Raw genomic sequence first — 19527 nt, 5'->3', positions numbered from 1 at the left:
GGTAATCGCTGATTGCAGTTAAATATTTGGTTGTGAGGCAAGAGTTTATGTGGGTATTTCGATCAGGGAGCCAGTGCACTGTTACGCTTCTCGGAGGTATTGGGTCGTCGGGCTTGATTGTACTCGGTGCCTCAGTTCCAGCGGCGGCCTATGCAGTAGAGTTCAACGGCGCTTTTTTGAATAAGCAAGGTACGCCCGTTGAATTGAAGTACTTCGAACAGGGAAGTTCGGTTGCCCCTGGTCATTACAATGTCGATATTTATCTGAATCAGCAATTGATATTGCGCCAGCAGATTGAGTTTACGGCTGAAGGTAAAGATGCCGAGGTCAAGCCTCGCATTCCACTTGGGGTGCTCAAGGCGGTGGGCATCAATGTAGCCCGGCTAGAGCAGGAAAAGCTGATTCCTTCCAGGTCTGATGATAAAGCACTGATTGATATTGATATTCTTGCGCCAGGTGCAGGGGTAGAGTTTGATGTGACTGCGCTGGCGCTGCAAATCAGCATGCCCCAAGCTTACATCCTGCACCAGTCCAAAGGTAACGTCGATCCATCACTTTGGGATAATGGAGTTACCGCGTTTTATTCCAACTATCAGACGAACTTCAGCCGCAATATTAACCAAGGGTATAGCAATGACTATCGCTATGTCGGCCTGCGCAATGGTTTGAATATCGGCGCCTGGCGCTTGCGTAATGAATCGTCCATTTCAGGCTCGACGGGAGTACGTGACAAATTCACTTCAAACCGTACTTATGTCGAGCGTGACGTTCGCAGTTTGAAAGGTAAGCTTGCGGCGGGGGAGCTCTTCAGCCAAGGCGAAATTTTCGACAGCGTCCGATTCAGAGGCGCCCAACTCTCCTCGGAACTGGGCATGCTCACGGATGACGAGGTGGGCTTTGCTCCCGTCGTGCGCGGGATTGCAGAGACGAATGCGACGGTCGAAATCAGTCAGAATAACTACGTCATCTATTCCACGACGGTACCCGCCGGTGCATTTGAGATCAATGACATCTACCCCAGTGGCTCCAACGGTGACCTGAGCATCAAGATCATCGAGGCTGACGGGCGCGAACGCCAGTACTCCCAAGCCTATTCCTATCTGCCAGTCATGACCCGTCGTGGCAATACGCGCTATAGCCTGGCAGCAGGCGAGTATTCGAATGAAGGTAAGGCGGCGCCCAAATTTACCCAGGGCACTCTGGTGTACGGGGTAACGGATAACTTCACGGGCTATGGCGGGCTGATTGCGGCGCAGGCATACAAAGCGTTGAACCTGGGGGTGGGGGTTAACTCTCCGTGGGGTGGGTTGTCCTTTGACGTAACCAACAGCAGTTCACAAGAGCGTTCCGGACGTAAAAACGTCGGTCAAAGCGCGCGCTTTCTCTATTCCAAGACGCTTAGCCAAACCGACACTACCTTCACGATGGTCGGTTATCGCTATTCCACAGAATCTTATCGAACCTTCAGTCAGCACGTTGAAGAGCAAGAACAGGTGGCCACACCATATTATGGCCGGCAGAAAAGCCGATTTGATGTAAACGTCAACCAGTCGATTGCGGGCCGTGGTTCAGTATTTTTAAGCCTGGGTGAGACCAGCTATTGGAATCGGCAAGGCAGCACCCGACGATGGCAGTTCGGCTACAACGGTAATTACTCGGATATCAGCTACAGCTTCGCAGTCTCTCGAACCGAAGGGCAGGCCGGCAGCCAGGGTGCCGATAACCAGATGACCGCATCGTTCAGCATTCCGTTTGGCGACACGCGCCGCTCGCAACGCCTGTATACCAGCGTCACCACCTCGAACCAGGGTGAGTCAGCGATACAGACTGGCCTGTCCGGCAACCTGAATGATGAAAATACCCTTAATTATTCGGCGCAGGGCAGCCATAGTAAAACCAGTGGCAGCTCTGCCAGTTTCGGGGTGAACTGGGACACGCCGACCGCGAAAGTCAGCGGTAATTATGGTCAGGGTCGAGATAACAAGCACCTTGATGTCGGCGCATCGGGTTCGGTTGTCGTACACAGCGGCGGAGTGACCCTGGGGCAACCTGTCGGTGAAACGTTTGCCCTGGTCGAAATACCCGGCACAGAAGGTATCGGTATTGACTCTGCCAATGCGGTAAGAACCGATAGCAAGGGCTATGCGGTTGTACCTTATGCGCAACCCTATCGTTATAACTGGATCAACTTGGATACCAGTACGATGGGCAGTAATATTGAGGTGACGGAAAGCTCAAAGAAAGTGGTGCCCACGCGCGGTGCAATTGTTAAAACCCACTTCGAGGTCGAATCGGGACGTAGGCTCCAATTTAATTTGACGGACAGTAAAGGTGCGCGTGTACCCTTTGGCGCGCAGGCTTATGATGTGGAGGGGAAGGTCCTAGGGTTGGTTGATAATGCCTCTAAGCTACTTGTCTTCGGCCTGAAGGATTCTGGCGTATTCAGCGTCAAATGGGGCGATCATGCGTGCGAGGTTAAATATGATCTTCCACCTGTTAATAAAGACTTAATGTATGAGCAGTACGCAGGTGCATGTTTGTAATGCTCTCAAACTGCGTGATTAAGTTGACTAACTCCTCGGTGTTTTCGTTTGTGTTTAGGGGGTGTGCAGTGTGTTTTAGTGCGCTGTTGAAATGCGAGGTGAACGAGTATTTATCAGCGGGTGCTTAAGCGTGTCAAAGGTGAGCAAGTGAACATTACTAAATTTGCGATTGTGTTATTGGTTGTTTTTCCTGCTCTGGCGGAAGCGGTGGTTACGTGTTCTCAAATAACCGGACAAAGCCTGACGCCTTCGCTCGCAGCAGTACCCAATAATACGGGTGGAGTGTTATCGAGCGCTTGGCACACTGCGGATCTTGGCGTTAGATGCAGTGGTATGCCGATTTCTTATATGGCAGAAAATAAAATAACTCCGGCGGGCGTCGATTCCGGCAAGACGTTAATGTTCGAGGGTGTTTCTTACAAACTCTATAGCACGAGCGATAGCGACGTTTTCTATTTTGGTGGTGTGGCAGGGCCAGACGGAATCAATCGCCCCTTTGGTAAGCCTTACGCTCATACCCTGTGGCCCCCGGAATATACGGAATTCATCATTCCTGCGACGGTGAATGTCAGGTTTTACTCTACGTCGAAATCAATGACGCCCGGTGTACACACAATCAACAACGCTGGGCTAGTCAAAGGTCAGATTTTTTTCAACCGGCTCATTGCCGAGTCAAGCATGAACTTGTCGGCCTTCTCATTTGTTGTGAACGGCCCTTCATGCAAACTGACAGTCCCTGCTGAATTAAAGCTGAAGTCAGTGAATCTATCGGCAATTCCTATGCCAGGGAACACCGTCGAGGCTGCCAGCTTCCAACTAGGATTAGCCTGCGCAGGCAGTACGCCAGCTTATCAGGTCAGTTATTCCATGATCGATATTAACGACGCGGCTAACCCGTCTTCCACACTAACATTGACAGACGGAGCCTACGCAACAACTGGCGTTTCACTACAGGTGGTCGAGGGGGGGACTCCGGTTACGTTTGGGGCGACTTCGAAACACTCGTTCGGGTGGATGCCAAATGGCGGTGGCATGATTGGCAAGGCCATGAGTGTCCGCTATATACGAACCGCCCCCGTGGCGCGACCGGGTTCCGTGAAAGCTGGTGTGACAGTTACCTTGTCCTATAAATAGTTCATTCTATTCTCTGCATAGCTTAAGTTGAGCTGACAAGATTTTTCAGCGTTTGTACTTATAGTTCTTTGTTTTGCTCCGTGTGCAAGGCATTATTCCATAAATATATTTCCTTAGGATTAATCAGCCCATGGGCAACATAGTTATTGTTGACGACCACCCCCTGATGCGCATGGCTGTGCGCGTGATGCTCGAGCAGGAAGGACATTCGATTGTCGCTGAGGTCGACAATGGTGTGGACGCGGTGGACGTTATCCGCAAACTACTCCCGGATCTGATCGTCCTCGATCTGAGCATTCCGAAAATGGACGGCCTCTCCGTCATCGCCCACCTCAAGGCCATCGGCATTTCCACCCGGGTGTTGATCCTCACCTCTGGGGATACGCGTAACTTCGCCATGCGCTCCTTGCAGGCCGGAGCGGCGGGTTTTGTTTGCAAGGATGACAACCTGGACGAACTGGTGGGCGCAGTGAAGGCTGTGCTATCGGGTTACAGCTATTTTCCGGCCAATACTATTCATCAGTTACGCGACAACACCCAGGCCGCCAGTGAGGAAAGCTTGTTGATCGCGCAACTGTCGGACCGTGAAATCACGGTGTTGAAGTTGCTTGCACGCGGGATGGGCAACCAGGCTATCGCCGATGAGTTGATGATCAATCACAAGACTGTCAGCACTTATAAAATTCGCCTGCAACGCAAGTTGAGTGTGGAAAACCTGATTGCGCTGGGTGAGCTGGCCAAGCGCAACGGCTTGGCATAGTCGCCCTCCGCCTAAGGTTCCAGCATGCGCTGAATTCGCCGTAACTCCTTCTTTACTTGCCTGACCTGCGCCGGGACGTCTTCGGCGCCGGTTCGGCAACCATGTTCCAGGTCCTTGCACAGCCCAAGCAGATAATCATTGCGCATCAATGCCGCGCTGCCCCTCAGGCGATGGGCCAGCAGCGCGATGCCAATGAGGTCCTGTGTCTCGGCGAAGTCCCGCAGTTGCTCGATGTCCCGTTGATTGCTGCGCATCAATTCGGCTTGCAGCTGTTGAATGATTGCCGAGTTGCCACCGGTAATCGGCTTGAGCAGATCCATGTCAAATTCAGGGCGGTGCTGCGTCGGTTTGGCGCCCTTATGGGCCGGCTTATCCGCGGGCTCCAGGGATGCCAGCCGCTGTTCGAGAATCGCCAGGCTGATCGGTTTGATCAGGCAATCGCCCATGCCAGCATTCAAGCAACGATCCATTTCTTCCTGTTGGGCGTCTGCTGTGAGTCCCAGAATTATTAACGCGCCGCCAGTGCGTTGCTGTTCTTCCTTGCGGATCGCCAGTGTCAGCTCAACGCCATCCATGACTGGCATGTGGTAATCGGTAATCAGCCAGTCAACCGGGTAGTCACGCCATGCCTCCAACGCCTCCAGACCATTGCTGGCCTCTATGACTTTGCAGCCTAGGTACTCCAGCTGCGAGCGCAACATTTGACGATTCAACGTATTGTCGTCCGCGATCAGTACTCGCATGGCCCAACTTAGGGCTACTTCTGATGAAGCGGGCATCGGCGGTTCTTCTTCAGGCAGCGGTTCCAATAGCTTGACTTTTAGCGTGACGTTGACCGTAGTACCTTGCCCCAGCCTACTAGTCAGCTCCAGGCGGCCACCCATCATCTCGCACAGCGAACGCGACACCACCAGCCCGAGACCGCTGCCGCCGTGGACCGAGAGGTCCGACTGAGTCACTTGTGCGAAGGGGCGAAACAGCGTTCGCCGGTTCTCTTCACTGATGCCTATGCCGGTGTCCTGTACTTGCAGATGCATGCTCAGCCTCTGCCCCTCTAACACACGGCAAACTAAACGGATGACGATGCGGCCCTGCTCGGTGAATTTGATGGCATTGCTCACCAGATTGGACAGCACCTGCTTAAAGCGCAGTGGGTCGATGGAGACGTCCAGGGTTGTACCAGCATCAATCTCAAGGAGCAGTTCCAGCTTTTTCTTTCTCGCCAGCCCTTCGAACACCCGTGCCACCATCTCCACCAGGTTCTTGAGGTTGGCTCGGCGTGGCGAGAAGCTCAAGTGCCCTGATTCAATACGTACGATGTCCAACGTATTGCCCAACAACTCCAAAAGATTCTTGGCTGCGGTGTAGGCCACGTCAATATTCACTCGGTCCAGCACACCGTGGTCGGCGCGCTTGAGTGCCAGTTCCAGGGTACCAATCACTGCGCTCATGGGCGTACGGATCTCGTGGCTCATGGTCGCAAGAAACTGGGTCTTGGCGCGGCTGGCTTCGTCAGCCTGGGTTTTGGCCTGTTGCAGTTGCTCGATCAGTTGATGATGCTGCGAGACGTCCTGCCAGCCGCAGATCACCCCGGCGATCGTGCCGTTGGAGTCACGAAACGGCTGAATCCAATGTTCGATAAAGTGGGGTTGCCCGTCGATAGTGATCTGCAGTTGCTGTTCGATGGCGTTGCCATCTTCCATGGCCTGTAAATAGCTCTGGTGCAGCGAAGGTGCCAGTTCGATATCGCCATGGTTCGATTGCAAGGCAGTTTTACCCAACACCTGGGATTGGCACAGCTTCATGACGTGTTCATAGCTGCGACTGCATGACAACAGGCGACCCTCGCGGTCACGTACATACACGGGCACAGGCATGGCATGGTTCAAGGTTTGCAGAAATTCCAGCTGATCATTCAGGGCTTTTTCGGCCGACACTCGGCGCCGGATCTGGCGGCGCAGTTGCACGATCCGAATGATCGAAACCAACAGCACCAGCAGTGCGCAGCAGACGATCTGCAGGATGACCAATTTGTAGTCGCGCCAGCTCTGGCCGCTCATGGCCGCATTGGCGCGCCAGCGAATGGTGATCGCGTTGAGCTCGTCGGGCGGGATGCTTAACAAGGCTTTATCCATGATTGACTGCAACTCGGTTTCGCCACGGCGCATGGCGAAGTTGGCGGTTGCCACCTGGCCGTCGACGATGCCGGCTACGCGCAGCTCCTTTTCATAGAGACGAGCGGTGTAGTAACGCGCCATGGACAAGGTCATCAATACCGCGTCAGCTTTGCCATTGACTACCATGCGCATAGCCTCAAGGTTGTTCGCCGGGGTGATCAACTGCACGCTGGGGAAGCCCTCTCGGATACTGTCGATCAGTACATGCCCTTGGACAATTGCCAGGCGTTTGCCGGCCAGCGCATTGAGGCTTGAACGTCCACGGCTCGATTCGGCGGTAGACGCGACCAGCGCAAACGAGCTGGTAGCAAACGGATGGCTGAAACGGAAATGGTTGAGGCGCTCCGGGCTGGCCGTCAACACGGCTAAATCGGTATCACCGTCTCGTAGAGCGTTCTGGATGCCTTCAAAACTGGAGACACGTTGAATATCGAACTTGAGTCCGGTGCGCTGGGTGATGATCTCGAATAGATCGGAGATCACCCCGTTGAAGCGGCCCTTTGCATCAAAGAAGGCCGAAGGCGCCATGTCATCGTTGATCATGAAGCGCGCCACCGGGTGCTGGGCCAGCCAGCGTTTTTCATGGACGTTCAGTTGCACATTATCGTCTGGCATGACCGTGCCCCCGCCAGTCCAGCGCTTGATCAGGTAGCTCATGCGCAGATGGCCAAACGTAGTCAGCGAGGTATTCAGGATGCGTAGCAGGCGTTGATCTTCCTGCTTGAGCAGAAACCCATAGCCGCCTGAGTCGATTTTCAGGAACTGGATAAATTTGAGGTAGCTGAAAAAGCTATGGTTGATCAGGTAGTGGGTGGTTACCGAGTCGCCCAAAAACACATCAACGTTCTGAAATGCTACGGCGGCCAAGGCTTGCGCGGTGGTGCCGTAGGTAAAAAACTGGGCGTGGGGGTAGCGTTCAGTCAGCAGGGCGTACGGCAGGTAGTCTTTGGAGACCGCCACGGTAAGCCCCTTGAGGTTCGAGGCTACAACAAAGTCGCTGTCCTGGCGTTGATAAAGCACCGGTGCATTGACGCTGTAGGGCCGCGTCGCCACCGTGTCAGAAGACTCGCGGTCGTAGTTGCTGGACCGGCTGATCAAGTCGATTTCGCCGGCTCGCAAGGCGGCCATCGCCTGCCCGCGGTCAGCAAACCCGACGACTTTGATATCCAGTCCCAGTTGCTGCATGAGCATTGTCGCCACGTCGGCGCTGATGCCCTCGTAATCACCGTTGCCGTAGACCATGTCGAAGGGCAGGGTGAACGGGGCGACCACGCCAAGGGTGAGGGCACGCCGCTGGCGCAACCAGGCCCAGTCGGCTTCCGGTAATTGCAGCTTCTGCGGTTCCTGGCTCACTTGGCTGAGCAAGTGCAGGGATTGATGCGGCATCGGTATTACTGCGCCAGCGCCATAGGATAAAGCTGGCAGCAACACGGTGAAGAAAGCCACGAAGGCTTTGAGCGTGGACATTGAAACGGTTACCTGACTGCAAAAAATGCCAAGTACGCCGAGCTGGCCGACACAGGGGCGACCACGGACGTGGCCTGTGGGTTTGGGAGTTGAAGCGACGTAGATTGAGGCTCAGACTGACGTCAGCACCACGCGGGAGCCCGCGATGCATTCAAGGATGAAGGGCAGAAGGGCGGTATCTGCCATTGGCGGGGCGATGGCATAGCCTTGCACGATGGAAACGCCCAGGCCTTTGAGCCGCTTGAGCTGGGCCGGGGTCTCGACACCCTCGATCACCAGCGACATGCCCAGGCTGGCTGCCAGGCTGACGGTGTGGGTGAGAATGGCGGTGCAGGCCGAGTGCGTGTCGAGTTTGTGTACAAAGCCGGCGTCGAGTTTCAGTTCGCTGAAAGGCACGTCGCATAGACGCTCCAACGAAGAGAACCCGGTGCCAAAGTCATCCATGGATAAACCGCATCCCAACAGTTTGAGCTGCAACAGGTTGCTAATGGCGACACTGCACGGATTGAGCGTGCCGGTTTCGGTAAGCTCAAAAATAATGTTATGAGCAGAACAGTCATGCGCATCTAACAGCACCCGGATCGCCTGGCTCAGCATGGGGTTGCTTAGCTGAGACGGTTGCAGGTTGAACGACATCGTCAACGGCAAGTTCAGGATGGCGAGTTTCTGGCGCAGCACCAACCCTTGCTCGAAAAGGCGCAGGAACAGCTCATCCATCAGATCATGGCGCTCAAGAGCGCGCAGAAAATAACCGGGGGTCAGCAGCCCTTTGTCGGGGTGGCGCCAGCGTGCGAGTACCTCTAAGCCTGTAATCGTGCCTTTGGACAGCGAAAGCTGAGGTTGATAGAAACCAACAAATGCGTGATCCGCCAACCCTTGGCGCAACGCCTGCGCGTCGGGCTCTGGAGCCTGCAAGGTAGCTGGAATCTGACTAAAGCTGAGTGCGGCGAAGGTTTTCATGTAGTGCCCTGCAAGGGATGACCATGGGTCAATTCTGAGGGATGTGACAAACCATAAGCGTCAGCTATTTCGAGGAGGCGTGTAGGACTAATCTTACCAGCTAATGAAAAGCCTATAGACTCATCCGCGTGAGCCGTTGTCCGGCAACCGCACATGAACGCTTTTGGCCCAAAATCCCCCTATGAATACTGCAAATGGCACCGCGTATGCGCTATAGGCAATCGAGCGTCGGTAAACTCGAAAAAGTCTCGCTGCGTCTGAGTTTTGGCTTACTGGTGTCCCTGCTGCTCCTGGTGTTCTTCGCCGTGGCCGGCTATTGGGTGACCTATAAGGTCATTCGTGGGGAAGTGTTGAAGGTCGATTATCACTTTATGCGTTTCGTGGGACGCGCCTACGATCATGAAATATTTCTGCTGCGGGCGATCAAGGCCAGCAGCCAATTGGAATACAAGCCAGTATTCAACTCCGAAGCCTATGTGGTCAACGAGACTACCCAAGGCAACATGCGTATTTATGAAGGCCAGGCGTCCCAGGTAGCGACGACGTTTTCGGCGGCCTTGCCCATCAAGTCCGCCGATGCGGATGACGGTGTATTGGCCCAACAACTGCACCTTGGGATTGCGCTGGCCAATGTGTATGGCGATTTCTGGAGCGGTTCAACCTTCACGTCGCCGCAAATGTTCCTGTTTGACCTGTCGAGCGATTTCGATATCGCCATTCCTGCGATCAGCCCCCAGGGCTATCCGGGACAGCGGAATTTTTCTCAGGTGTTGGAAGAGGTCAAGCGGTCTGCACGTCAGCTTCCGCCCCTGAGCAGTGACTTGCTGGTGCGTTGGCGGCCCAGTCATTTCTTTCTGGGCGGCGAGGATATTCAACAAATTCTGGGCTATGTCTCCGGTCGCGTCGAAGAGGATCGGTGGGAACGAAAGGGGCCTCCCAAGGAGTTGATTGCCGCCACCTTGCTGTATTGGGATGAGTTCGACGCGCCCGGGGTAAGGATAGAAAAGCAGTTTTTTGATCTGCCGCTTTACAGCGATGTCGACATCATCGCGCCGGACGGCACGCGTGTGGTGGGTGGCAAGTCACCGCAGATCTACCAGTATGAAAGTGGCTTCCATTTCACCCTCTCGGGGCTGCTTATCAAGCGCAGTGCCGGGGACATGGGTGCCTGGCAGGCCCTATACCGTATCCCTTATATACAACTGGTACAGGATGCGCATTGGCAGTTGCTCGGACTAGTCGGCTTGCTGGGTTTGTGCGTCATCAGTGGCTGGTCGGTGATCCGATGGTATCGACGGCGCATTGTGGGTCCGGCGAGCGATGACTTTCGGGAGTTACTGGTCAACCATGATTTCAACCTGTCGTTGCTACAGACGGTGCCACTGGCATTGTGTGTGGTCAAAGGGCCGCAGATCGAACTGGTGACTCAAAACAGTTTGTATGCGCAATGGTTGGGCGAGCCGACCGGGTTTGCAAACTTGATGGCGCTATGGCCGCTGTTTGAGCAGGATCAACCCCTTACCGGCGAAGGTTGCCTGCTAGTCGACCAGCGAGCCCTGCATGTGCGCTACACACCCACCGAGTATCTGGGAGACAGCGTTTTACTGTGTACCTTCACCGATATTTCCTCCCACCGCGAAGCATCCGCATCGTTACTATTCGCTCGCCAGGCAGCGGATGCGGCGAATCAACAAAAAAGCGACTTCGTCGCCACCCTGAGCCATGAGCTACGTACGCCGTTGTACGGTGTGCTGGGCACGCTTGAGCTGTTGGGCATGACCTCTCTCGATGAGCGTCAACTCGGCTACCTGCGTACCATAGATGGCTCCTCAGCGGTATTGATGCGCTTGATCAGCGATGTGCTCGATCTGTCCAAAATCGAAGCGGGCCAGATGGTTCTTGAATCCGTGGCGTTCCAGCCTCTGGAAATGCTCGAAGAAACCGTGCGCGGGTTTTCGGCGATGGCGGCGAACAAAGGGCTGGCGCTTTACTGTTGCGTTGACCCACGCGTGCCTAACCTGGTGCAGGGCGACCGCCTGCGTATCCAGCAGATCGTCGGTAACCTGCTCAATAACGCGATCAAGTTCACCCGGAGCGGGCACGTCGCGGTCGCTCTGTCGCCTATCGGATTTTCTTCAGGCAAAGTGAGCCTGCAATGGTGCGTGATCGATAGCGGCCCAGGGATGTCCGACGCGGTGCAGGCGCAACTGTTCGAGCGCTTTTACCAGGCTGACAGCAAGCATCACACCGTCGCCGGCACCGGGCTCGGGCTGCCTATCTGCGCCCATCTCAGCCAGATGATGGGGGGCGCATTGAGCGTGGACAGTGTGCCGGGCGAGGGCAGCACCTTCATATTCGAGTTGGCCCTGGAAGCTCTAGAGGCCCGCCGATCTTCACTCCCACAGTTATCAGGCAAGTGCATCGATGTTCGTACCCCCTATGCAACCTTGACCGATAACCTGTGTGCTTGGCTGGAATGGCACGGGGCATACACTATCGTGATGGGCGATGACGTGGGCGTGGCGCCTGATGCCGTATTGACGGTCATGCCGCAGGAGGTCGAGGTGGGAAGCTCAGGCGCAATCAATGTCTTCGCCCAGCATGATTTCAGTAGCACGCCCCAGTTTATCGGCCAGGACGTGACGGTGAACCAGAACAGCGTCAGGTCCATTTGCCGTGCGTTGGTGATGGCGATCACCGGCGAATCGGAGGCACCATTGCCGCAGGCACCGGTGATGCATCTGCAACTGGATCTGAATGTGCTGGTGGCCGAAGACAACCCGGTCAATCAGGTGCTGATGAAAGAGCAACTGGAACGCATCGGCTGTACGGTGGATGTCGTGTCCGATGGCGGCCAGGCTTTGCGGCAGTTGGAGTTCAAGGTCTACGACGTGCTCTTAACGGATGTAAACATGCCGCTCATGGACGGTTATGAGCTGGCCGACACCTTGCGCCAGCAAGACGTGGATATGCCGATTATCGGCGTCACCGCCAACGCGCTGCGCGAAGAGGGCGAGCATTGTATTCGCGTGGGTATGAACAGTTGGTTATCCAAACCGATTGATATCCAGGGGCTTTATCTATGTTTGCGCAGTGTGCTGGACCCTACGCAGATCCAGGCCTCCCCAGGCGCTGCACAGGCAAACGATCTAGACGAGATCAATGTGCCGGAGCGCATGTTGGAGCTGTTCCTTGAGACCATCGCCCAGGATTTGGCTGAGCTTAAAGCGCTGGACAGGAGCCAGGGCCGTAATGAAACTGTCCGTTTGCTGCATCGGATTCGGGGCGCGTTGGCGGTAGGCAAAGCTAAAAGCCTGATCCAGCTGAGCCGCGAGTTGGAGGTCGCTGTCGCACGGGACGGGTTGGTCCATACCCATGCAGACGTGGCAGTTTTCATCCAGCGCGTCGAACGCTCTATAGCGAATGTATATGCTTGAAATGCCGCCCCATTCGGGGCGGCCATGGGTTACTTGGATACCACTGATTCCGGTGCGCGCCAACCGCCGCCCAGCGCTTTATAGAGCTGCACTACGTTGAGGTAAGAGGCGGTTTCAGCCTGGGTCAGGGCATCCTGAGCAGTCAACTGCGTACGCTGGGCTTCCAATTCCACTAGATACGCCGCCCCACCTGCCTCATAACGCGCATGTGCCAGTCGCGCCGCACGCTCACTCTGCGCTGCAGCTTCAGCCAAACTGCGCACCCGCTGCTGCGACAGACTGTATGTGGTGAGCGCGCCCTCGGTTTCCTCAATCGCATTCAGCACCACTCGCTCATAATGCGCCCGGCTACCCACCTCACGCGCCTGCGCCTCGCGCTGCCGAGCCTTGACGCTGGCCAGGTGCAACGCCGGCCAACTGACTGAGGGCATCACGCTGAACGCTCGGCTGCCACTGTCGCCAAAATCCCCGCCGCGCAACGCTACGAAGCCGAGAAAACCACCCAGATCGACCCTTGGGTAAAGCTCGGCGGTCACTGCACCAATGTCTGCGTTCGAGGCAGCCAAAGCGCGTTCGGCGCTGGCAACATCGGGACGCTGGCGCAGTAAGTCGCTGATCTGGCCAATCGGCAAGCGTGTGACCAGGGTCGGCAAGGCTTTCAGCTCGGTCAGCGCTTGCAGGTCACTGGGCCGCGAGCCCGTGAGTACGGCGAGTCGATAATGGCTGAGCGCTTGACGGGTTTCCAGGCTTGGTAACGTGGCCTGCACACGTGCGCGCTCGGCCAGGGCGCTGGCCAGTTCATCGGCAGTGCCACGTCCTGCATCCACGCGGCCCTGAACCAGCTCCACGGTTTTTTCCTGATTGCTCAGGTTGGCCTGAGCCACCGCCAGTTGACGTTGCGCACCGCGCAGTTCGAAGTAGTGACGCGCCACGTCGGCGGTCACTACGATGCGGGTTTGTGCCAGGTCCGCCGCGACGGCTTCGGCACGGGCGGAAGACGCCTGCGACAAGCGCTGCAGCCTGCCGAACAGGTCCAACTCCCATTGCGCATCCAGGCCGGCCTGATAGGTCTTGGCCAGGTTGCGTTCACCGCTCGGGCCGGGGTTGGCCTGGGACAGGCTACGTGAGTAAGCACCGCTGGCGGTTACCGTTGGCAGTTGGTCCAGCTGACGCTGATCCAACACCGCGCGCGCCTCCAGCAACCGAGCCTGGGCGATGCGCAGATCATGGTTGCGTGACAATGCTTGATCAATCAATGCATCCAGTTGCGGGTCCTGGAATTGCCGCCACCAGTCTTGTTGCAGGCGAGTATTGCTATACAACGCCGCATCGGGTTTTTGAGTGAGTTGCACCGCTGGCTCGTTGCTGGCCCGGTAGTCCGGGCCGACGGTACAACCCGTGACCCAGGCCGAGCAGACCAGCAGTGCCAGCGGGCGAAGCACGAAGGTATTGAATGGATGCATGTGTGTCTCCTTACACCGGATGGGCCGTGGCGGCGTCGGCTGCATCGGCAGCGGCCAGCGCACGGGCGCGGGGTGTGGTGGCCGCGATACGATGGTCGACGGCAATGAACGAATACATGGTCGGCAAAACCAGCAAGGTGAACAGCGTGCCCACCAACATGCCCACCACGATCACCAGGCCCAGGTCATAACGGCTATGGGCACCAGCACCGGACGCGAACAGCAGGGGAATCAAGCCCGCCACCATCGCCGCCGTGGTCATCAGGATCGGCCGCAAGCGCATCTTCGCTGAGTGCAGAATCGCCTCGCGACGATCCAGGCCCTGCTTGACCTGCATCTCATTGGCGAACTCCACCATCAGGATACCGTGCTTGCTGATCAGGCCGATCAGGGTCACCAGGCCGATCTGCGTATAGATATTGATGGTCGCCATGCCCAGGGCCAATGGAATCAGCGCACCGCAAATCGACATCGGCACGCTGATCAGAATGATCAATGGGTCACGCAGGCTTTCATACTGGGCGGCGAGTACCAGGTAGATCACGATGATCGCGAACAGGAACGCCATCACCAGCGCGCCGCTCTCCTGATGGTATTGGCGTGCATCCGAAAGCCAGTCATAGGTAAACCCAGGCGGCAGTAGTTTGGCTCGCGCCTCAAGGAACTTCACCGCGTCGCCCATGGCCACGCCTTGGGCGGGAATCGCCTGGAAGATCGCCGAATTGAGCTGGTCGAACTGGGTCAACTGATTGGGCTCAACCCCGGTCGAGACGCTGACCAGGTTGGACAGCGGCACCTGGCCGCCGCTGGCGCTGGTCACATAAAAGCGCGACAATGCTTCGGGCGTCAGCCGTTCACCACGCAGGCTCTGCGGGATAACATCGTAGGAGCGGCCGTCCATGGCAAAGCGGTTGACGTAGTTTTCGCCCACCAGTACCGCCAGGGTGTCGCCCAGATCCTTCATGGTCACGCCCAGGCTGTTGGCCTTGGTGCGGTCGACTTTGATCTTGATCACCGAGTTGTTGTAGTCCAGGTCGCTGTCGACCACCATGAACAAACCGCTTTCACGCGCTGCGTGCTTGAGTGCTTCCATCGCCTCATAGACCACGCTGTAGTCACCGGCACTCTTGATCACCATCTGCACCGGCAGGCCACCGGTTGAACCCGGTAGCGAAGGCAACTGGAAGGCGAATACGTTGCTGCCCTCAATGGTGTTTGCACGGTTTTGCATGTCGCCCTGGATCTGGTCGGCGTTGCGCTCGCGTTGTTCCCAGTCGACGAAGTTGACCCCGCCAATGCTGTTGGACACGCCGTTACTGCCATTGATCAGCCACAGGTTGCTCTGCTCCGGCAAGGTCACCATGACGTCGTTCCATTGCTTGCCGAATTTCTCGACGTAGTCGATGTTGGCATTCTGCGGCGACTTGATGGCCGTCAGGACGGTGGACTGGTCTTCGGTCGGTGCCAGTTCGGTCTGGGCGCGGCTGTACAGCCACGGCACGCTGATCAACACGATCACCGCAATGCTGAACGTGACCCAACGGTGATGCAGCGACAGATCCAGCACGCGACCATAAGCGCCGCCCAGGCGATGGAAGAAGCTCTCGGCCTTGCGCGCCATCCAGCCTTCGTTCATTTGGCTGTTGAGCAGCAGTGAACTCATGACCGGCGACAGCGTCAGCGCGATGATGCCTGAGACCACCACCGAGCCGGCCAAGGTAAAGGCGAACTCCTTGAACAGCGAGCCGGTCAGCCCGCCCATCAGGCCTATGGGCGCATACACTGCCGCCAGTGTCAGGGTCATCGCAATCACCGGCGCTGCCACCTCACGTGCGCCCAACAATGCAGCGTAAGTTGGCGACTTGCCTTCTTCGATATGGCGGTGCACGTTCTCCACCACAATGATCGCGTCATCCACCACCAGGCCGATGGCCAATACCATCGCCAGCAAGGTCAGCAAGTTAATGCTGAAGCCGAACATCGACATGAACGCGGCCGCACCCAGCATCGACAGGGGAATGGTGACCACCGGAATAATCACCGCCCGCGCCGAACCCAGGCTCAAGAAAATCACCAGCACCACGATGGCGATGGCTTCACCCAAGGTACCGAGCACTTCATCAATTGATGCGCTGATAAACCGCGCCAGCTCAAACGGCACGGCAACTTTCACGTCCGGTGGCAGGTTGGCACGGATGCCCGGCAGCAGTTCATTGAGCTTTTTGACGATCACCAAGGGGTTGGCATTAGGTGCGGCATTCAAACCGAAAAACACCGCTTGCACGCCGTCCATGGTGGCGCTGGTGTCGGTGGACGCCGCGCCCAATTCGACTGTGGCAATGTCATTCAGGTGCACCACACCGGCAGCGCTGGACTTGACCACCAATTGGCGAAACTCGGCGACATCTACCAGGTCGGTGTTGATCTGAATATCCGACACCACATACAAACCCTTGGCCTGGCCGGGCGCAGCCTGCACGTTGTTATTCAACAAGGCCTTGGCCACATCGCTGCCGGAAATGCCATGGGCGGCCATGCGATTGGCATCCAGCCAGATGCGCATGGCCATTTTCTGCCCTCCGTTGAGGTCGATGCTACCGACCCCTTCGATGGAGGACAGTTGTGGTTGCACCACGCGCTGCAAATAGTCCGAGAGTGCTGCTGTGGACAGCGTCGGGCTGGAAAAACCCACATAGGCCACGGCTGTAGCTTCACCGGAGGATTTGACGATGACCGGATCGTAGGCCTGCTCCGGCAAACGGTATTTGACTTCGTTGACCTTGGCCATCACCTGGGTCATGGCCTTGTTGGAGTCGGCGTTGAGCTTCATCCGTACAGTGATCACGCTTTTGCCTTGGGTCGACGTCGAGCTCATGTAGTCGACGTCTTCCACCGTAGCAACAGATTGCGCGATGGCCTGGGTGACGAAGCCTTGCATCAGCTGCGGCGAAGCACCGGGGTATTGGGTGGTGATCGTCAGCGTCGAGCTTTCCGTCAGCGGGTACTGACGAATCGGCAGGTTGTTTATGGCCAGCAGCCCCATCAATAAAATCAGGGTGCTGACCACCAGCGCCAACACCGGGCGCCGCACGAACAAGTCGGTGAATTTCATGTTCAGATCCTTGGTGTATCAGCGGCTCGAAGCCTGTTCGAGCCCGACGGTGTCCTTGTGCGCGATGTGTACCAGGGCGCCGCTGCTCAAACGCAACTGGCCGGAGGTGACCACGCGATCATCGACCTTTACGCCGTCAAGCAGCACAACCCGGCCGTCCGAGCGCTGACCGGTCTTTACGTAGACCTGGCGTACCGTATTGGTCAGTTGTGTATCAGCGCCTTCGACCACATAGACAAAGTCGCCGTAGGCGCTGTAGCTCACCGCTGTTTCCGGCACGCTGATGACGTCTTTTTTGGCTGGCAGATGGACTTCGCCATTGGTGTACATGCCGGGTGACAAAAGGTTGTCCGGGTTTGGCACCGTGGCCTGGACCAGCACCGTGCGGGTGCCTGGGTTGATACGCGGTTCGAGGGTACTGACGTGACCCTTGAACAAGCGCTGCGGGTACGCATCTACGCGAATGCTCATCTCCTGGCCGGTTTTGAGCTGTGCCAGCGCACGTTCGGGCAGGGTGATATTGGCATACAGCGTCTGCGCGTCGGTCAGCGACACCATGGCATCGCCGGCCTGCACGAACTGACCCAGATTGACGGTGCGCACACCCAGCACGCCGGTGAAGGGCGCCTTGATGCGTTTTTGGTCGATCAATGCCTTGATCCGCACGATATCGGCCAGCGCCTGTGAGTAGGCGGACTGCACCTGATCCAGTTCCTCTTGCGTCGCGGCCTGTTGAGGCAGCAAGCGCTGGGTCCGTTGCAGCTGGGCTTTGGCGTTGGCGGCCTGGGCCTGAAGCCTGGCCAATTCGCCTCGTTCCGGCGCATCGTTGAGCTGCACCAGGGTTTGCCCGGCTTTCACCCGCTCGCCGGGTTGGAATGCAATGGCACGTACCAGGCCACCGCTTTCGGCAGTGACCATGACTTGGCGTGTGGCTTCCAGCTCGCCGATGCCCGCCAGAGTGTTGGGCATATCAGCTTGCGTGGCGGTGGCGACGGCCACCTGGATGGCCGGCGCAGCCGTTCCCGCCGACGTTTGGGTCGGTTGGGCAGAGGTGGACTGCCGGTACAGGCCGACGGCGCCGCCAATGGCGAGCACCGTGGCAATCGTGACGCACACTTTGAGTTTTTTATTCATGATTCCGGTACTGACGTAAGGCAAAAAAAAAGAACCCTGAGGGCTCAACGGTGACGCGCGCTCAACCTGGTTGTTGATGCGCATGAGGGAGTCGGACCCGTGTAGCGAGAATCGCCAGCACGGCACCGAGCCCCAGAAAAAAGACCAAGGCGGCGAGTACGCTCGGGGTAAGCCCCATCGCGTCCACCAGCAGCCCAAGCGGAATGGGCACCGCGTTGAACAGGTAAATGGTCATATAGAAATACGCCACCAACTTGGCGTGGCAGTTGGCAGGTGCCAGCTGATTGATCAGCCGGGCACTACCGACAAAAATGGTGCCATAGGCATAGCCGCCGATTACCAGGGCCAGGGCTGCCAGCGTCAGCGAATGGACCGAGAAGGCCGTCAGCAGGAGCAGGAAGGCGGCACACTGGGCGAGCAATCCAGAACGCAATGCACGCGCTGCATCCAGACGCTTGCAATACAGTTGGCTGGCGCCGGCGATCAACAGGTAGACCGCCATGCTGTAGCCAAACATTCCGCGATCGCTCAGGCCCAGTTGCTGTTCGGCAGCGCCGGGGCCAATCACGAAGACGCAGGCCGTGAACGACCAGCTGAAAAACACCGACCACGCGCACAAGTGAAAGGGGCGACCAATACCCCGCAGGCCTTCTCGTAACGACGCTTGTGCAGTGTGAGCGGCGGGTTGGGCCTGGCGGGTGTGGCGCGGCCAGAGCGCCAGTACGCCGAGGGCCGCGACAGTGACCAGGGCCATGATCGACCAGAAGGGCAGGCTGGCCGGGTATAGGTTCAGTTGCAGTGCAATGCCACTGAGTACCGGGCCCAAAGCCAACCCCAGGATCATCGCCAAGGTGGCCAGCGTCGCCGCTAACTTGCCGTTGTCGAGCGGGCCGAACCGTACCAGCGTCACGTTCACAGCGGTGGTCATGATCCCCGCACCCAGCCCCGAAATGGCACGGGCTGCACACAGGGCCCACAGCGAATCACATTCGGCGCACAGCCAGGCGCCGACCAGCACCAGTGCAATGGCTGGGAGCAGCAAAAAACGCTGGTCTTTGACATGGCCGGCGATGCGCGCCAGTGTCACCAAAGCCACTAGGACACCGGCACCGTAGGCGCCAAATATATAGGTCAGGTCCACAGCATTGATCTGCAGGTGTTCCTGGTAAAACGGGTACAGCGGCGTGGGTGCGCTGCTGTTCATGAGCGCTGCGGTCAGCGACAGCGCAAGAAAAAACAACAGGCCTTTTGAGCCGTGTTTAGTGATATCGACGGACATGTGTCTCCCAGCCCAGCGCTCAGGGCTTTTGCCGAGTGAATGTTTGCAAGCGGGATCTGAA

At 57.2% G+C, this 19527-nt stretch carries 10 protein-coding genes; 4 read left to right on the top strand and 6 right to left on the bottom strand.

Annotated elements, in window-relative coordinates; all coding sequences use genetic code 11:
* The first annotated feature begins 47 nt into the window (after positions 1 to 47).
* The 3 genes from ACQY47_RS03675 to ACQY47_RS03665 all read left to right on the top strand — a co-directional run bounded on the left by ACQY47_RS03675 (position 48) and on the right by ACQY47_RS03665 (position 4437).
* A complete protein-coding gene (locus ACQY47_RS03675) occupies positions 48 to 2543 on the top strand; it encodes a fimbria/pilus outer membrane usher protein (protein WP_428555758.1) in 2496 nt (831 codons plus the stop codon).
* Between the two features lie 147 nt (positions 2544 to 2690).
* On the top strand, positions 2691 to 3677 hold the full coding sequence (locus ACQY47_RS03670; protein ID WP_428555755.1) for a fimbrial protein: 987 nt from the start codon (positions 2691 to 2693) through the stop codon (positions 3675 to 3677).
* A gap of 130 nt (positions 3678 to 3807) precedes the next feature.
* Positions 3808 to 4437, top strand: a complete 630-nt coding sequence (locus ACQY47_RS03665; protein WP_428555752.1) for a response regulator — start codon at positions 3808 to 3810, stop codon at positions 4435 to 4437.
* 11 nt (positions 4438 to 4448) lie between these two features.
* Here the strand turns inward: ACQY47_RS03665 and ACQY47_RS03660 are convergent, their stop codons facing one another.
* On the bottom strand, positions 4449 to 8081 hold the full coding sequence (locus ACQY47_RS03660) for a transporter substrate-binding domain-containing protein (protein ID WP_428555749.1): 3633 nt from the start codon (positions 8079 to 8081) through the stop codon (positions 4449 to 4451).
* A 111-nt stretch (positions 8082 to 8192) separates the two neighbouring features.
* The gene (locus ACQY47_RS03655) at positions 8193 to 9041 is read right to left on the bottom strand and encodes an EAL domain-containing protein (protein WP_428555746.1); all 849 of its coding nucleotides are present in this window, start codon (positions 9039 to 9041) and stop codon (positions 8193 to 8195) included.
* A gap of 194 nt (positions 9042 to 9235) precedes the next feature.
* On the opposite strand from ACQY47_RS03655, the gene ACQY47_RS03650 reads away from it, so the two are divergent.
* On the top strand, positions 9236 to 12478 hold the full coding sequence (locus ACQY47_RS03650) for a response regulator (RefSeq protein ID WP_428555743.1): 3243 nt from the start codon (positions 9236 to 9238) through the stop codon (positions 12476 to 12478).
* Between the two features lie 29 nt (positions 12479 to 12507).
* Here the strand turns inward: ACQY47_RS03650 and ACQY47_RS03645 are convergent, their stop codons facing one another.
* The 4 genes from ACQY47_RS03645 to ACQY47_RS03630 form a co-directional block, all read right to left on the bottom strand.
* Entirely contained in the window at positions 12508 to 13941 is a 1434-nt protein-coding gene (locus ACQY47_RS03645; RefSeq protein ID WP_428555740.1) for an efflux transporter outer membrane subunit, read from the bottom strand.
* A gap of 10 nt (positions 13942 to 13951) precedes the next feature.
* The gene (locus tag ACQY47_RS03640) at positions 13952 to 17053 is read right to left on the bottom strand and encodes a MexW/MexI family multidrug efflux RND transporter permease subunit (RefSeq protein WP_428555737.1); all 3102 of its coding nucleotides are present in this window, start codon (positions 17051 to 17053) and stop codon (positions 13952 to 13954) included.
* Between the two features lie 18 nt (positions 17054 to 17071).
* The gene (locus tag ACQY47_RS03635) at positions 17072 to 18187 is read right to left on the bottom strand and encodes an efflux RND transporter periplasmic adaptor subunit (protein ID WP_428555734.1); all 1116 of its coding nucleotides are present in this window, start codon (positions 18185 to 18187) and stop codon (positions 17072 to 17074) included.
* 61 nt (positions 18188 to 18248) lie between these two features.
* Complete coding sequence (locus ACQY47_RS03630; RefSeq protein ID WP_428555731.1) at positions 18249 to 19466, bottom strand: MFS transporter; 1218 nt, start codon at positions 19464 to 19466, stop codon at positions 18249 to 18251.
* Positions 19467 to 19527 lie beyond the last annotated feature (61 nt).

Origin of the sequence: Pseudomonas edaphica, from assembly GCF_965277385.1 — a bacterium.
Lineage (GTDB): Bacteria > Pseudomonadota > Gammaproteobacteria > Pseudomonadales > Pseudomonadaceae > Aquipseudomonas > Aquipseudomonas edaphica.
This window is presented reverse-complemented; position numbering and strand designations above follow the sequence as displayed.

Coding starts and splice junctions, on each gene's coding strand:
- ACQY47_RS03675 (WP_428555758.1), top strand. CDS start 48: ATGTGGGTATTTCGATCAGGGAGCCAGTGCACTGTTACGCTTCTCGGA.
- ACQY47_RS03665 (WP_428555752.1), top strand. CDS start 3,808: ATGGGCAACATAGTTATTGTTGACGACCACCCCCTGATGCGCATGGCT.
- ACQY47_RS03660 (WP_428555749.1), bottom strand. CDS start 8,081: ATGTCCACGCTCAAAGCCTTCGTGGCTTTCTTCACCGTGTTGCTGCCA.
- ACQY47_RS03655 (WP_428555746.1), bottom strand. CDS start 9,041: ATGAAAACCTTCGCCGCACTCAGCTTTAGTCAGATTCCAGCTACCTTG.
- ACQY47_RS03650 (WP_428555743.1), top strand. CDS start 9,236: ATGGCACCGCGTATGCGCTATAGGCAATCGAGCGTCGGTAAACTCGAA.
- ACQY47_RS03645 (WP_428555740.1), bottom strand. CDS start 13,941: ATGCATCCATTCAATACCTTCGTGCTTCGCCCGCTGGCACTGCTGGTC.
- ACQY47_RS03640 (WP_428555737.1), bottom strand. CDS start 17,053: ATGAAATTCACCGACTTGTTCGTGCGGCGCCCGGTGTTGGCGCTGGTG.
- ACQY47_RS03635 (WP_428555734.1), bottom strand. CDS start 18,187: ATGAATAAAAAACTCAAAGTGTGCGTCACGATTGCCACGGTGCTCGCC.
- ACQY47_RS03630 (WP_428555731.1), bottom strand. CDS start 19,466: ATGTCCGTCGATATCACTAAACACGGCTCAAAAGGCCTGTTGTTTTTT.